At 39.6% G+C, this 15,134-nt stretch carries 7 protein-coding genes and 1 other RNA gene; 4 read left to right on the top strand and 4 right to left on the bottom strand.

Going from position 1 to position 15,134, the window contains the following annotated elements:
• Positions 1-60 precede the first annotated feature (60 nt).
• The 3 genes from DDZ16_RS12295 to DDZ16_RS12285 are packed head-to-tail and all read left to right on the top strand — an operon-like array spanning position 61 to position 6,593.
• Complete coding sequence (locus DDZ16_RS12295; RefSeq protein WP_109264781.1) at positions 61-3,162, top strand: SusC/RagA family TonB-linked outer membrane protein; 3,102 nt, start codon at positions 61-63, stop codon at positions 3,160-3,162.
• A gap of 19 nt (positions 3,163-3,181) precedes the next feature.
• Positions 3,182-4,942, top strand: coding sequence for a RagB/SusD family nutrient uptake outer membrane protein (locus DDZ16_RS12290; RefSeq protein ID WP_109264780.1), 1,761 nt, complete (start codon positions 3,182-3,184; stop codon positions 4,940-4,942).
• Between the two features lie 10 nt (positions 4,943-4,952).
• Entirely contained in the window at positions 4,953-6,593 is a 1,641-nt protein-coding gene (locus DDZ16_RS12285; protein WP_109264779.1) for a hypothetical protein, read from the top strand.
• A 501-nt stretch (positions 6,594-7,094) separates the two neighbouring features.
• Here the strand turns inward: DDZ16_RS12285 and DDZ16_RS12280 are convergent.
• The 4 genes from DDZ16_RS12280 to DDZ16_RS12265 form a co-directional block, all read right to left on the bottom strand.
• The gene (locus tag DDZ16_RS12280) at positions 7,095-9,401 is read right to left on the bottom strand and encodes a T9SS type A sorting domain-containing protein (RefSeq protein WP_158275660.1); all 2,307 of its coding nucleotides are present in this window, start codon (positions 9,399-9,401) and stop codon (positions 7,095-7,097) included.
• A gap of 668 nt (positions 9,402-10,069) precedes the next feature.
• Positions 10,070-10,470, bottom strand: a transfer-messenger RNA (tmRNA) gene (gene ssrA, locus DDZ16_RS12275).
• 113 nt (positions 10,471-10,583) lie between these two features.
• Entirely contained in the window at positions 10,584-11,231 is a 648-nt protein-coding gene (rpe, locus tag DDZ16_RS12270) for a ribulose-phosphate 3-epimerase (protein WP_198416712.1), read from the bottom strand.
• 227 nt (positions 11,232-11,458) lie between these two features.
• A complete protein-coding gene (locus DDZ16_RS12265) occupies positions 11,459-12,328 on the bottom strand; it encodes a sigma-70 family RNA polymerase sigma factor (RefSeq protein WP_109264776.1) in 870 nt (289 codons plus the stop codon).
• A gap of 936 nt (positions 12,329-13,264) precedes the next feature.
• On the opposite strand from DDZ16_RS12265, the gene rho reads away from it, so the two are divergent.
• Positions 13,265-15,028: a transcription termination factor Rho gene (gene rho, locus DDZ16_RS12255; protein ID WP_198416711.1), complete on the top strand. Its 1,764-nt coding sequence runs from the start codon at positions 13,265-13,267 to the stop codon at positions 15,026-15,028.
• Positions 15,029-15,134 lie beyond the last annotated feature (106 nt).

The following is a 15,134-nucleotide window of genomic DNA, read 5'->3' as shown; positions in this document are numbered from 1 at the left end:
ACAAGTTTTAATCAGCATTTTATGTGCAATGACATTTGTTAATGTATTTATATTCAGACTATGAAAAGAAAGAAATTTTTGATTTTAGACAATCGGCCCGGAAGATGGTTACTTCTATCGATTCTCGCGTTGATAGGAAGTATAAGTATTCAGGCGCAAGAAATAACTGTTTCCGGAACCGTTATTGACGACAATGGTCCTGTTCCTGGGGTTTCAGTGTTAATAGAAGAAACTTCAACCGGAACAATTACCGATTCAGAAGGTAGATATTCTATTGATGCCTCAATAGGAGATGTTTTACGTTTTAGCTTTATTGGAATGAAAACGGTAAATAAAACCGTTAATGGTTCCGTGATTGATGTTGAGATGCAATCCGATTTTGTTGCCCTTGATGAAGTTATTGCTATTGGGTACGGATCTGTCAGGAAAAAAGAAATTACGGGTGCCGTAGCCAGAGTAAGATCGGAGGAGTTGGAAAAAACTGTGAGTTCTGATTTGGGAACAGCTCTGCAGGGACAGGTCGCCGGGGTTAATGTAACAGCAAGTTCAGGAGCTCCGGGAGCATCTTCGAATATCCAGATTCGTGGTATTTCATCAATATCAGGTTCTAATACACCATTGTTTGTTGTAGATGGAATTCCTCAGGAAGGAGATCCCCGGCTAAGCATTAATGAAATTGAGTCAATTGATGTATTAAAGGATGCGGCATCCAGCGCGATATATGGAACAAGAGGTTCTGCGGGTGTAATATTGATTACTACTAAAAGAGGAGAGAAGGGAGAGTTAAGGGTTAATGCATCAGGATCCTACGGAATCAGAAGGATAACCTCAGGAACTCCTTTGTTGACGGCGGAAGAGCAAACTTACGTGGACATTGTTTTCAATAGAAACGTGAATAATAACCATGATGAGGAGATAATACTATCATTGGTTCAAAATCCTTATTACTTTCAGAATGAAACAAACCTGGGTGACCTTGTATACATTAATAATGCTCCTACCCAGGAGTACAGTGTCAATGTTTCGGGTGGATCTGAGGATATTACCTACAACGTCGTGGGGGGGTATTACAAAGAAGATGGAGTAATTAGAAATTCCGGGTTTGAAAGATTTAATGCAAGGGCTAATACTTCTTATAAGAAGGATAAATGGTCCATTAATGCTGGTCTTGGGATATCGTTGGAAGATATAAGTAATGAACCGTCTGCGTTGATTGCCCAATCAGTCAGGTATTTTCCCTACCAGCCACAATTTGATCCTGACAATGACGTTCAGGTTGAGTCTCCCGGTTCCGGTTTCTCACCCGAAGCTACTGCCCTTAACTGGGTGATGAGGAGTCTGAAAAATGAAGACGATGGCAAACGTGACAAATTAAATGGAAACATTAATGTTACTTATGAGGCCATTAAAGGACTTAAGTTGTCAACAAGAGTAGGGTCCAACGTTACAAATTTGAATCGTACGGTATTCAGACCTGTTTTTGAGAATTATGATTCGCAGGGTCAGTTGCTGAATAATCCTAATGAAAGTTCTATTTCAGAATACAGTGACAGGTGGCAATCCTGGAGCTGGGACTCACGGATAAGCTATTCAAAAAGAATCCGAAATCATAATATCAAAGCATTAGCTGCTTATACGGTAGAGAGCTATACGCATAAGGCATTTTACGGAGGCCGCTATGGTGTAACCGATAACAACATTAAAGTAATAAACGGTGCCACCGTAGATCCTTTTATTTATTCCGGAAATGATTATACAAATAGCTTAATTGGTATCCTGGGACGAATTCAATATGATTTTAACAGTCGTTACATGTTAAGTGCCAGTATCAGACAGGATGGGTCATCCCGGTTTTCAGAGGAGAACAGGTGGGGAGTCTTTCCTTCTGTTTCTGCAGCCTGGAATGTTTCTGAGGAGCCGTTTTGGGCAGGTCTTTCAGAAATTGCCAATAGTTTGAAATTAAGAGGTAGCTATGGAACGACGGGTAACCAGAATTTTTCTCCTTACAGTTACTCATCATCCATAACACAGGGGATTGCTTATGCATTTGGTCGCTCCGGAAGTGATGTCCTTGTAAATGGTGCTGCTCAAACCTCTTATGCCAATGCATTAGTAAAATGGGAGACATCTGTACAGGCCAATGTGGGGATTGATTTAACGCTTTTCAGGAACAAGGTGACGTTCACAGCCGACTACTACAATACACAGAAAGAGGACATGTTGTTTCCTGTCCAGTTACCCAGGTCTGCGGGCGTAGGATCCGGGGGGAATTCACGTCTTACTTTAAATGTTGGTAATATGACCAATATAGGTACTGAACTATCCCTGCAATACCGGGATAAGATAGGACAAATGGATATCTCAATTGCCGGTACTTTCTCTAAAAATGAAAATGAGATTACACATATGAGTGGGGACAGTGACTTTATCTTCACAAGTGACGGTGGCTTAATTGGTGGAGATCCTAATTCAAAAATTACAGTACTGGCTGAAGGTTATGAAGCAGGTGCTTTCTTCATAAATGAAACTGACGGCGTGGTTGATACTGAAGAAAAACTCGCCGAATATCAGACCATTAAACCTGATGCTCAAATGGGGGATCTTATTTACAAGGATGCCAATGGAAGTGGTGATATCACTGATGCTGACAGGGTTTATGCAGGAAGCGGTTTGCCTGATTTTGAAACCGGTTTGAATATGAACTTTAAGTATAAAGGATTTGATCTGAATATGATGTGGTATGGTTCTTTTGGACATGAAATAATGAATGGCAGCAAGGCTGCAGCTTACAGCTTCCGTCGTCATAAGGATCTGCTTTATGCCTGGTCAGAGGCGAATCCAACGTCCACTATACCTGCTTACAGAGGAGATAGTAAAGCCCATGTAAACTATGCCGGCTTTACCGACCTTTGGTTAGAAGATGGAACCTTTGTTCGGTTGAAGGATATTACTCTTGGATATACATTACCAAAAAGTGTTAATAGCAGATTGGGAATCGGTAAAATGAGAGTTTATGTGTCAGCACAGAATGCACTCACATTTACGGGTTATGAAGGTTTTGACCCTGAGATTGGAGGAGATGGAGTGACCTCAAGAGGTCTGGATAAGGGAAATTACCCGGTGACAGCTTTTTATTTGGTTGGTCTTAAACTGGACTTTTAAACTGAAAAAACAGAACGATATGAAAAATAGAATAATAGTTTTTGCAGGATTACTCACTTTGATTATCTCAATGAGTTCTTGCAATGAGGAATTTCTTGAAGAAACCAACCCTACTGAAGTGGCCACTGATAGTTATTGGACATCACTTGATCAGTCTTATGCAGGAGTTGTTACACTTTATACAACAATGCTCAATCATTATATTTTGAATATTCAGCCAGATGCAATGCGATCTGATATGGGTTATCCTGGTTGGAACCGCCCAAGTCCCAGCGGTGATATGGTTGTATGGTATAACCAAATTTATGGAAACAGTAATCAATATATCGAGCGAAAATGGGAGGCCTGTTATGAAGGGATATTTCGGGCAAACCAGGTTATTGAAGGGCTTGAAAAAATGGAAGGATCTGTTGAAGATAAAGATAGATGGGAAACGCATATGGCAGAAGCCCGGTTTTTCAGAGGGTTATTGCATTTTTATTTGCACTCTTCATTCAATGAGGGTCGTATTATAATTCGTGATTTCGTACCTAAATCTGCAGAGGATTTTAATTTACCGGTTTCTTCTTCAGAAGAGGTGATTGAATTTTTCAGGGAGGATCTTGAGTATGCCTATATGCATTTACCTGCAAAATGGGGAGAAAAGAAAGACCTGGGTCGTGTTACTGCCGGAACAGCAGCTACTATTCTTGGAACCAGCCATCTTTACGAAGAAGAATATGACCAGGCAATGGTTTATTTTGAAGATGTCATAAACAATCCGGAATATGGGTATAGGTTGGTAAAGGATCTTGATCTGTTATTCACAAATGCCGGCGAATTTAATGATGAGTCGATTTTTGAAATTGCCTATAATCTTGAGCATAAGCCGGAGCTTGGTCAATGGGATGAGGAAAGTATGTCCAATCGACTGGGACGTACAGGTCCGGGGCAGTTTGGTGCAGGAAGGGGAATTCTTCCCGTGGCCTGGATTACCTATCAATATCAAAATGAGCCTTTGGATACCAAAGATCCCAGAAACTGGGTGAGTGACGGTGAGGGTGGTTCGAAGCTTAGAAATGTTTCACTCAGGGCTTCTTCAATGATAGCATTGGTTGAAGACGATCAGTCGATGTATTATTTGGATGGTACCACCCAACAACAAGCACCATTTACCCAGTTTGAGTTTGGATATTATAAGAAATATACCAACCATGATATTGTAGCGACAGAACTGGATCTTCCCTATGGATCATGGCGCTCCGGTAAGAATGTGACAGTTAACCGGTTGGCTGATGTTTATCTAATGTATGCAGAATGTTTGATAAAAACCGGTGACATTGATGGAGCTTTGGATGCTATTAATGCTGTGCGCAAACGCTGGGGACTTCAACTTGTTGGTCCTGCCAAAAACTCTGCACATGACTATAATGGGATCAATTACGATTCTGAAACATTAATGGATCATTTGATTTACGTTGAGAAACCGCTTGAGATGTCTATTGAAGGTCACTCCATTAGGTGGATCGATATGCGCCGTTGGGGTATTATTGAAGAACGGTTCAATAACCTCTCAGAGGAGAATTATTATGTTGAGGATTATTCGTATGTTGATCAGGAGGGCATTACAAAAATCAAACCTTTAAGTCATTTGGTTAAAGGAGAAAAGCCTTCGGATTCAAACTCTATTGTAATAAAAGATTATGAACAGGCTGCTGACAATTACAAAGCAGAGGTGCATGCATATTATCCAATTCCGTTGGGCGAAATCCTGACCAATCCCAACCTTTCAAATAATTAAAAGGAGACTAATGATGAAAAATATTTCAATAATAATAGCCGGATTTTTCTCTTTACTTCTTGGGGTAAGTTGTGAGAAAGACGAGTATGTAGCTCCGGAGTCTTTTTCGGATGTTACCTGGTACACGAGCATCCGTCCCGGAACCCCTTATCAGGTATCGGCCGGAGGTTTTGTTTCCTTCAGAAACCCCTCTCCTGGAAAGTTAACTCATCAATGGGAAATTGAGGAAGGTAATTTCTTTTTGAAGGAAGGATTTACCAGAAACGATTCAGTGCTGGATAGTTTTATAGATGAAGATGCCGGATTGATTTCTGAGGAAACCACCGTTCATGTTCTATTCTCCAATCCTGGAATAAACAGAGTACGTTTATATACTACTTTTGAGGACTCGGTTGCTTTTACCGGTGAAGATACATTATACGCAGAGAAGGTCGATGATTTATGGATCATCGACAAGACTTTTGAAATTGATGTTTTTGATAGTATCCGTCCTGCTTTTAAAGTCTTGAATGGTGATGAAGAAATAATTAATGTATCGGGAGAGGATGGCGTTCAAATAGAAGATTCAGCTTCCTGGCCTGAAATAACAATTGAAGCAGGGGAGTCCTTAACTTATGTTGATCTGACAAGCAATGGCCGTCCTAATGCAAGGACATGGAACCTGATGGGAGGAAAGCCTTCTTCGGGTGGAGACTCTATTGTAACAGTGTCCTATTACAAGATGGGTAGCTATTTTGGATCTATATCTTCCAGAAGACAGGGGAATGAGTTGCCTCCGGGATCCGCTTTTAAATATATACCTCTGAAAATAAATGTGGTTAAATCGTCTCAGCCATTCGTTTTTGATGGGAATTTGATGGAGCATGAATCTGAAAAGATATCTTTTAATGTTACCGGAGAAACAGCCCCCTTCTTTAATGAAGAAGATAATTTCATCGTTAATGTATCGAATGATGTGGCAGGATTTGAAGGGACTATTGAGGTTGAATCTGTTGAAGTAAATCCCAATGACGCCACTATTATCGAACTTACTCTTGCTGAATCTATCTATAACACAGATCTGGTTACTGTTTCTTATTCAGGTGGTGCAATCATGTCTTTGGATGAACGTCCATTAGAAGATTTTGGTCCTGAAACGGTACAAATGTATTTAGGTGCAAGTATTCTAAGCAATCAGGATGTCTTTGGTTTTGAAACACCAGCTGATAAGAATGGAGGAGCCTTGGGTTGGTGGGGACAACATCCTCAATGGTCCAGGTCGGAAGACCAGTCTGTCGGTTCTGCTTCCATGCAGTATCAGATAGACGATTATTCGTCCGCACCAAATGTCTCAACCCTCCATGGAACAGCTGCCGAACTTGGTATGTCAGTACCTCCCGGAAAGTACAGAATGTCCCTAAAAGTCTGGATAGATCCGGGAACAACCATTCAAGGTATTCGAACGCCAATAATTCCCTGGAATTTGATTCAATGGGATATTAGTAATGCAAATAAAGGAGAGTGGGTTACCCTGAGTAAAGATTTTACTTTCGATAAAGAGTATACTGAAATGAAATTGCAGGTTCACAAAGCTGATAACTCGGATGTTTCAGGCCCACAATTGCTTTATGTGGATGACATTTCATTTGTTGAACTGGAAGAAAGGCCTTAACTAGGTCATTTCTTTAGTGCTTAAATTAAAAAGGCCGTTAGTTTTAATAATTAACGGCTTTTTTAATGAATCTTTTCAGAAAGAAGGTTATCCAAGGTTTATAACAAAGGTTATATGGAAGAAATGTTTATAGTATGCGGTATTGCCTATCGTTGCCCTCATTTGAAAAGGATGGATGCATGTCCTTTAATGGAAATTGAATCATTGTCTTTTAAGTCGAAAGTAAACTGGTTAAAGCTTCAGCCTGAAAAAAAGATACTCTCAATTTTGGATCAACATTTCAAGTGTGTCCGGAGAAGGGAATCAGATTATTTTTGAAAGCAATAATTCGAAACAGCTCTTAACTTCTATAGGACTTTTGGAGATAAAAGAAACTTTCACATTGTTTTCTACTACTAGTGATATAAAGGAATACCACCGACAAAATTAATCATCGATGGTATCTGTTACAGCACAATCCCCACGCTAATTGGGCTTGTGTATATTTTCATTGCTCGCTCCTTATTGTTTTATTATCTTATGTACCGTTTTTTTTTCCCCGTTTATGATATGCATTATGTAGGCACCACATTTCAAATCATGAACATTCAATTTGTTTGACACTGCCAGGCTTTCTTCCATTACGGTTTTGCCCTGTAGATTTAGAATTTGTATTATAGCATTAGGCTGAACATCAATATCTAATATAATATTCAGAAAATCTGTTGTCGGGGTTGGGTATATCCGAATATAAGTATTATTAGTGATTGCTTGTTTTGCAGCAGCAGATTTTAAATTGGCTGCTGTTATCACATCAACAAAACTCCATTGAGTCCAGTTGCCTGTGCTACTGGTTGGATATTGAAGAATATTACACCCGTCTGCCCAAAACTCAGGTCTAATAAATTTACCGGTGGATTTATTCTGTAAATGGAAGTAATCTCCATCCGTTTCAATTTGAGTCCATCTGGTGTAATCGCCATTCCAGCTGGTTGGGCATTGATATAAAGGAGCGTAATCAGCTACTCCATTTGGTCTGAAATACATTCCTGTAGCTACATTTTTGAGATAAAAATATCCATCGCCTGCATCAACTTTTTCCCACCTTACAGAATCATGCGTTGCTGTCGATGGTGCATGGATAATTGGTGCTTTCAGACTATCTGCAACAGGTTTTATTTTTTTACTTGTAAAGCGATTGACAATATAAAAGACCCTCCGGATAGTTACATCTTGGGATAGTTCTTCAAGTCTGTTGCTATAGGTGCTTCCCGGGAGGGCTGTCCAAACTCTCCATAAATACTCTCCATTGGCATCGGTTGGAATTGTAATATCAATATCCTTTGCTCCTGCAACTGTGCTTATGGCAGTTTGTTTTTCTTCAATAACTTCCCCTGTCGTTTTTTGTATGAGCTCTGCATGAAGATCAAGAGTCTGATTGGCAGTGTAATCAATAGTGATTTTACCAGTCTGGCCTGCCTGGGCGTTTGAAGGTGCATAAATAGCAAGAAGATCATTGTCTGCATCAATACCTGTGCATTCTGTATCACTCTTACTGTCAATTTCCGTGACGATTTTCTCAGAACTTCTGAATCCTCCACTGACAGTTATCTCGGATTCATTCACACTGAGGTCATAGTTGTTACGATCTACAACGGCGGCTATTGATGGGCCGGAATAAATTATCGAACTTGAATCTTCAAGTATGTAAGGGCGCAAATAGCATGGCATGTATTCGAAATGCTTCTCTTTTAGCTGAGCTTCGCTTAATGAAAATTTCGCCTTTATATTGCTTAATGTAGAGGTTGAGATAAACCAACCGGGGGTTAGACCTGCCGCTTGTTCATCAGAAGTAGTATATCCTTTTTCTACTCTTACTGCAAATCCGGAGCCTTTGGATGTAATATCACTAATATCTACATATCCGTTTTTTACAAAATGGGGAGATAGCATTACTGAGCTATTACCATTTTCACTTGATATGCCTCTGCCTACAATATCATCGATGTAGTTTAAGCAGTCTGTGCCGTAATAGGTTTTATAATGGGACTCTAATCTTAAAGTTGTACCACCTAAACCAAATAGGTTTTTAAATAAAATATTTCTCCCATATTGAACTTGAACAACCCCGTATCCATAATGAGCGTCATACACTTCAATATTTTTTAATATTCCATTGTTGGGGCCATAAACTGTTCCGTCAATATTTACTCCTCCATACTCTACAGCTGCAAATATCGATTTAGTATCCAGTACAGTGAGATTTGCCAGATAGAAATTACTACAGTTTCGATAAAAGAAACATCTTACATTTTTGTTATTGGCATATCGTAAATCAATAGTGAAATTGCCATTTATTCCGACAATGCTGACATTCTGTGTGGCTGTTACTGTGTCCGGAGTTTTTTCTCCAATCCTGAATATCCCATAATTCTTATTGTCAGGCCTTGTAGAGGGTCTTATAATGGTCCCGGAGTCAATTTCTATATGTACATTTGAGGGGATGGATATTTCCGATAGTGTGTAATCCCCGGCCGGAATCACAAGTTTTCCTCCTCCTAATGAGGTAATATCATCTAAAGCCTGCTGTAAAATCTGGCTGTCATCTGTGTTGAAAGAATTGTCAACATTGTAATCTGTTACAAGATTTTTAGTAACGTTAAAGCTTGTAGGCGGGGTGTAGAAGTTTGCCTCATCATCAATTGCAGCATATAATGTGCCGGGGAAAGTTACTATAAAAAAAAGCCATAAGAAATTGAGCCTTAATTGCAGTAACCTTAGATGATAGATGTTTTCACCACGTTTTTTGTGAGTAGATTTAAATTTCATAGTAGATCGATTTATAAGTTGATAAAAGATTGCTGGAGGGTAAGACATATTCAGCGGAGCTGAAAGGTTAGAGTACATCAAATAAAAAACAATCTTTAATACATCTTGTCTCCGGGAATAAAATGATTGTAACCCTCAGTAATATGAGTCTGCTTTATCAAGCAATAAGGAAAGATCTTTGACTGCGAGTATCTATTAATCGTTTAGAAGTGAATATGCGAATTTGTTGGATCTTTTTCCTTAATGAACCGGAATAAGAATCTCAGAGCACTCATTTAAGTATAATTGTTCATAAATCTTTTGATAACAGGTTTCATTTGTTTTTTGATCCGGTTAAAATGAAAAAAGTTTTTCCTTTTCTGATGGCCAGTTTGTCTTGGAGTATTATTCTTTTAAAGTCAAAATAAGCAAATGGATATTTAATTTTAAAGTATCAAAAATTTTCCTGAGAGAGAAATGATTTTCATTTTTCCGGATTCCTTGTTTTCTTTGCTTAAGTTACATCTTCGAAGAATTAATTAGGCTGTCGCATTCAAGTTATTTCCATTTTTGTTAAACATTTGTAAAACAAATCTGGAAATAACTTGAGAATTTTGTTCTCAAGAAGGATGATGGAATGAATATAAATATCCGAAAATGAAATGATTTGTTTAGCCTTTTTCATTTCAGAGTGGAGCTGCGGGGAATCGAACCCCGGTCCAGACAAGGAAGCCATAAGCTTTCTACATGCTTAGTCGCTTCTTGATTGTCGGGTCAGGCGAGGGTAGCGACACCCGAACCAGACCTTAGCTCCTTTATTTCGCCTCAGGCTCGGAGCGGGCCTAAGACTAGCTTCGGTTTATCTGCACCTTCTGATCGGATAGCCCCGAAACGACGGCATCCGGAAGATGTCTCGTCCCGGCCCCTCGGGCCGGGATTAAGCATAACCTACTGTTATTCGGTTACGCAGCAAGAGCGTAATTGTCTTCGCCAGTTAAAAAAGTTGAGCCCTGGGATTTACGAGCCAGCTTCACAACGCTCGGCATGCTTACTTACCACTTTACCTTGCTGTCAATTCCATGTCAGCCCCGATAATGGCGGTGTTATTTATAGAACTGCAAAGATAGTGCCTTTTTGTGGTTTGCCAAGGCAGTTTTTCTTTTCTTTAGACTTTTTCCCAGAAAGGAAGAATACCTAATATGATTATTTCTTTAATTGGGCAATAGTATTTTTCGGGTTGTCAGATTTGAAAATAAAACTTCCCGAAACCAAAACATCTGCACCAGCTTGGTAGAGTTGTGCCGAATTGGCAGTTGAAACGCCGCCATCGACTTCAATCAAAGCCTTACTGTTCTTTTTTTCAATCAAATTTCTGAGCTTTTCAATCTTGGAATAGGTGTTTTCAATGAAACTTTGTCCTCCAAATCCCGGGTTTACAGACATGATTAAGACCAAATCAAGCAAATCAATAATGTCTTCAAGTAAATTAACAGGAGTGTGGGGGTTCAGTGTTACACCGGCTTTCATTCCGGCATTTTGGATTTCTTCTATTGTGCGGTGAAGATGAGTGCATGCTTCATAGTGAACATTCAGAAGATCAGCCCCGGCAGCCTTAAAGGTGTTGATGTATTTTTCCGGTTGAATGATCATTAAATGAACATCAAGAGGCTTTTTTGCCAGTTTATTGACGGCCTCAACCACCGGAATGCCGAAAGAAATGTTTGGCACAAAAACACCGTCCATTATATCCAGGTGAAACCAATCGGCATCACTCTCATTGATCATTTCTATATCTTTCGACAGGTTTGCAAAGTCTGCGGACAGGAGAGAAGGAGCAACCATTTTATTCATCAGTATATGTTTCTTTTAGAAATTAAATAATAAGATCTCATCTTTTCAGGGTTAATCAGATTTTGAAGAAAAATTCATTCAGTAGGAACAATGTACTATTTTTGTTGATTCGTGAATAAAAAAGGAAAAGACGCACAAAAGTACGTCTCTTTATTCATTAGAACAAAAATGTTTGTATTGGAGGATGACCTAACAAACGGGCATAAACTCAGGTATAGTGCGGATTGTTAATCATCATTGATGAAGTTCCTTAGTATCCGGCTTCTATAGGTGTGTTTAAGCCTCTTAATGGCTTTTTCTTTGATTTGGCGTACTCTTTCGCGGGTGAGGTTGAATAACTTTCCAATCTCTTCCAATGAGTAGGGAGGTTCTCCGTTTAGCCCATAATAAAGCTTAATAATGTCAGCTTCGCGGGCAGAGAGAGTGGATAAAGAACGTTCTATTTCACGTCGAAGCGAATCATCTAACAGATCGGCATCCGGACTTAATGTGTCTGAGGCCAGAAGTACATCATAGAGGGTGTTTTCTTCATCCGGCTTAAGAGGGGCATCCATGGATACGTGTCTGTTGGAAACTTTTAAAGCTTCTTTAACGTCTTTGGGGGCCATATCCAGAATATCAGCAATTTCTTCGGAGGTTGGTTCCCTTTGAAATTCCTGTTCCAGTTTTGAGAAGGTATTATTAACCTTATTGACGCTACCTATTTTATTGAGAGGCAAACGAACTATCCGGGCTTGTTCTGCCAGTGCCTGTAATATAGATTGACGAATCCACCATACAGCATAGGAAATAAACTTAAAACCCCGGGTTTCATCAAATCTCTGAGCTGCTTTTATGAGCCCCAGATTACCCTCGTTTATTAGATCGGGCAAGCTTAGGCCTTGATTCTGATATTGTTTAGCAACAGAAACGACAAAGCGCAGGTTGGCATTAATCAATTGCCCCAGGGCTTTTTCATCACCCTGTTTGATCTTTTTTGCCAAAACAACCTCTTCTTCAGCTGTAATTAATTGAACCTTTCCAATTTCGTGAAGGTATTTGTCAAGTGACGGGGATTCTCGGTTTGTAACCTGTTTGGTTATTTTTAGTTGTCTCATAAAAACTTGGTTACTGTGTTTAGGGATTGTAATATTAACAAAAATCTTCTTTCGGTGTTTATTATTTATTCTTTTTTTGATCAGAAAAATTTAACTTCAAGTTTTTTTATCCTGGGATAAACAGGTCTGATTTTGAAAGAATAAAGGCTGTTGCAAGTCGAACTTTATGGGGCTTATTATGCAAACGCATTTGACATGCTAATATTTTAATAGAGAGATTTGATTTCTTGAGTATAGGACTGAGAGTGCCTGCTATCTCCAGCTTCTGGGAATTTGAATTAATTTCAGCTCTGTTTTTGTATTTCAATGCTCCGTTATCCCGATGGTTCGGGATTGTAAAAGGCTATCAATTAACTTTTTGGAATTATACACGTAATTGCTTTAAAGTTTTGGTTTTTAGCGCTATATGGTTTATCTTAAATCTTTCATCTAAGTAAAGTCATAAACCATTTAAAATGTGTTTTTTATAATTTTCGTAATTTTTTAGGTATGCCGCAAAAAGAATCAAAATTTCTTATATTCGAAAGTTTCCAGCTTCTAACTTCCAGCCTCCAGCTTCCGGCTTCCGCGCGGCTGGGCTACTTTTATCTAAAAATCTAACGATCTATTGTTTGTTTCACATAATAGAAAAATTAAAACGAGAATAAATATTGCTGGTCGAAATGATTGTTCAGTTTTTGAAATTGAAACCAAAATCAAACTCGGTAAGGACCAAAGGATGAGGTTGTTGTCCGGCATGGAAAAAAATTTTGCAGAATTAATATTTATGGTGTATGTTTGCAGTGTATTTCCATCCCGGCTGGCCATTCGTTTGCCACACCGGTTTTGCCTTTAAATAAAAGCCATTCTTAATTTAACCTGTTATCTTTATTTCGGATACACAAGAAATCAAATAATAAATTCCAATTTTATACTAAAAGTCAGTATTACATTCATATGCTTGATATTATTGAATTAAACAGCAAAAAGCTTGTTGAATTGCGTCAAATAGCCAAAGATTTGGGTATTCGCCGCGTTGAATCCTACAAGAAACAAGACCTGGTTTACAGGATTCTTGACGAACAAGCTATTCAGGAATCAGAAAGAAAGAAAAAACCTGAAAATAAAAAACCTGCAGAAGATCCAGGCAAAGTTGAAAAGCGCCCCAGAAGGGGACGCCCACCAAAGAAAGTCGTAGAAGCTTCAAAACCTGTGGAGCAGAAATCAGAACCCCCCAAAAGTTCTGAAGTTGAGAAGGCAAAAAGTGATAAGGCCCCCAAGCCTGCTAAAGAAGAGGTGCCCGCCAAAGAAGAAAAGAAGGAAATTCAGCCTGGTAAAGAGAGGGGGCAGACAAAACCTGCTGAAGATAAACCTGTTGAAAAACCTGCAGGAATTTCGGCAGATGCATCTAATAAGCAAAAAAGCAAGCCTCAACAGCCTAAAGATGAAGCTTCCCGGGTTGATCAGCCATCTTCCCGCAAACAACAGGGCAAGTGGCAGCAACGAGACAAACAGCAGGGAGGTCAGGGACGTGATCAGCAACATCAGCGTAAACATCATGATAAACAGCAGGATAACCGGAATGATAAAGCTTTCGAATTTGAAGGCATTGTAACAGCCGCCGGTGTTCTTGAGATTATGCCTGATGGTTATGGTTTTCTGCGTTCTTCAGATTACAACTATTTTAATTCTCCTGATGATATTTATGTTTCTCAGTCTCAGATTAAACTGTTTGGTTTGAAGACCGGAGATACCGTGGAAGGAAGTATTCGCCCTCCGAAAGAAGGTGAGAAGTATTTCCCATTAATCAAAGTGGAATCCATTAATGGTCGCACGCCCGACTTTGTGCGTGACCGTGTGCCTTTCGATCACTTGGTGCCGGTGTTCCCCGATCAAAAATTTGTACTAACACAAGGGCCCTATAGTAATATATCTACCCGGGTTGTTGATATGTTTGCCCCAATTGGTAAAGGACAACGTGGATTGATTGTAGCCCAGCCAAAAACAGGTAAAACTGTGTTGCTGAAAGATGTGGCCAATGCCATTGCCAGTAATCATCCTGAGGTGTACATGCTGATATTGCTGATTGATGAACGTCCTGAGGAGGTGACCGATATGGCTCGAAGTGTTGATGCTGAGGTGATTTCTTCTACTTTTGATGAGCCTGCAGAGCGTCATGTGAAAGTGGCCAATATTGTTCTTGAAAAAGCTAAGCGTTTGGTAGAGTGTGGTCACGATGTTGTTATTCTGCTTGACTCCATAACTCGTCTGGCACGTGCCTACAATACTGTTTCTCCTGCATCAGGAAAAGTCCTTTCGGGTGGTGTGGATGCCAATGCATTGCATCGTCCCAAACGTTTCTTTGGTGCTGCCCGTAATATTGAGGGTGGCGGATCGCTGACTATTTTGGCTACTGCCCTCACCGAGACAGGTTCTAAGATGGATGATGTGATATTTGAAGAGTTTAAAGGAACGGGTAATATGGAGCTTCAGCTCGATCGTCGCTTGTCGAACAAGCGCATTTATCCTTCTGTGGATATCAATGCTTCAAGCACTCGTCGCGAAGAGTTGTTGTTAGACAAAGAAACTATGAACCGCATCTGGATTCTGCGTAACTATCTGGCTGATATGAATCCTGTTGAAGCCATGGAGTTCTTGAGAGATCGAATGAGGAAGACGCGTTCGAATGAAGAGTTTCTGGTGTCTATGAATGATGGATAATTAAGTGAGGAGTTTGTAGAGAATGGTCAGTAGATGAGATGCTTATCTTTAACGTTTCGTCGGACGTTCTTGAATACAAAGATATAAAATAAAAAAGGCCGCCTGG

The sequence above is a fragment of the Marinilabilia rubra genome, assembly GCF_003121985.1.
Taxonomy (GTDB): domain Bacteria; phylum Bacteroidota; class Bacteroidia; order Bacteroidales; family Marinilabiliaceae; genus Marinilabilia; species Marinilabilia rubra.
This window is presented reverse-complemented; position numbering and strand designations above follow the sequence as displayed.

Bases quoted from the DNA above. Each gene is read 5' to 3' on its own strand.
- DDZ16_RS12295 (WP_109264781.1), top strand. From the start codon at position 61: ATGAAAAGAAAGAAATTTTTGATTTTAGACAATCGGCCCGGAAGATGG.
- rpe (WP_198416712.1), bottom strand. From the start codon at position 11,231: ATGAATAAAATGGTTGCTCCTTCTCTCCTGTCCGCAGACTTTGCAAAC.
- DDZ16_RS12265 (WP_109264776.1), bottom strand. From the start codon at position 12,328: ATGAGACAACTAAAAATAACCAAACAGGTTACAAACCGAGAATCCCCG.
- DDZ16_RS12290 (WP_109264780.1), top strand. From the start codon at position 3,182: ATGAAAAATAGAATAATAGTTTTTGCAGGATTACTCACTTTGATTATC.
- rho (WP_198416711.1), top strand. From the start codon at position 13,265: ATGCTTGATATTATTGAATTAAACAGCAAAAAGCTTGTTGAATTGCGT.
- DDZ16_RS12280 (WP_158275660.1), bottom strand. From the start codon at position 9,401: ATGAAATTTAAATCTACTCACAAAAAACGTGGTGAAAACATCTATCAT.
- DDZ16_RS12285 (WP_109264779.1), top strand. From the start codon at position 4,953: ATGATGAAAAATATTTCAATAATAATAGCCGGATTTTTCTCTTTACTT.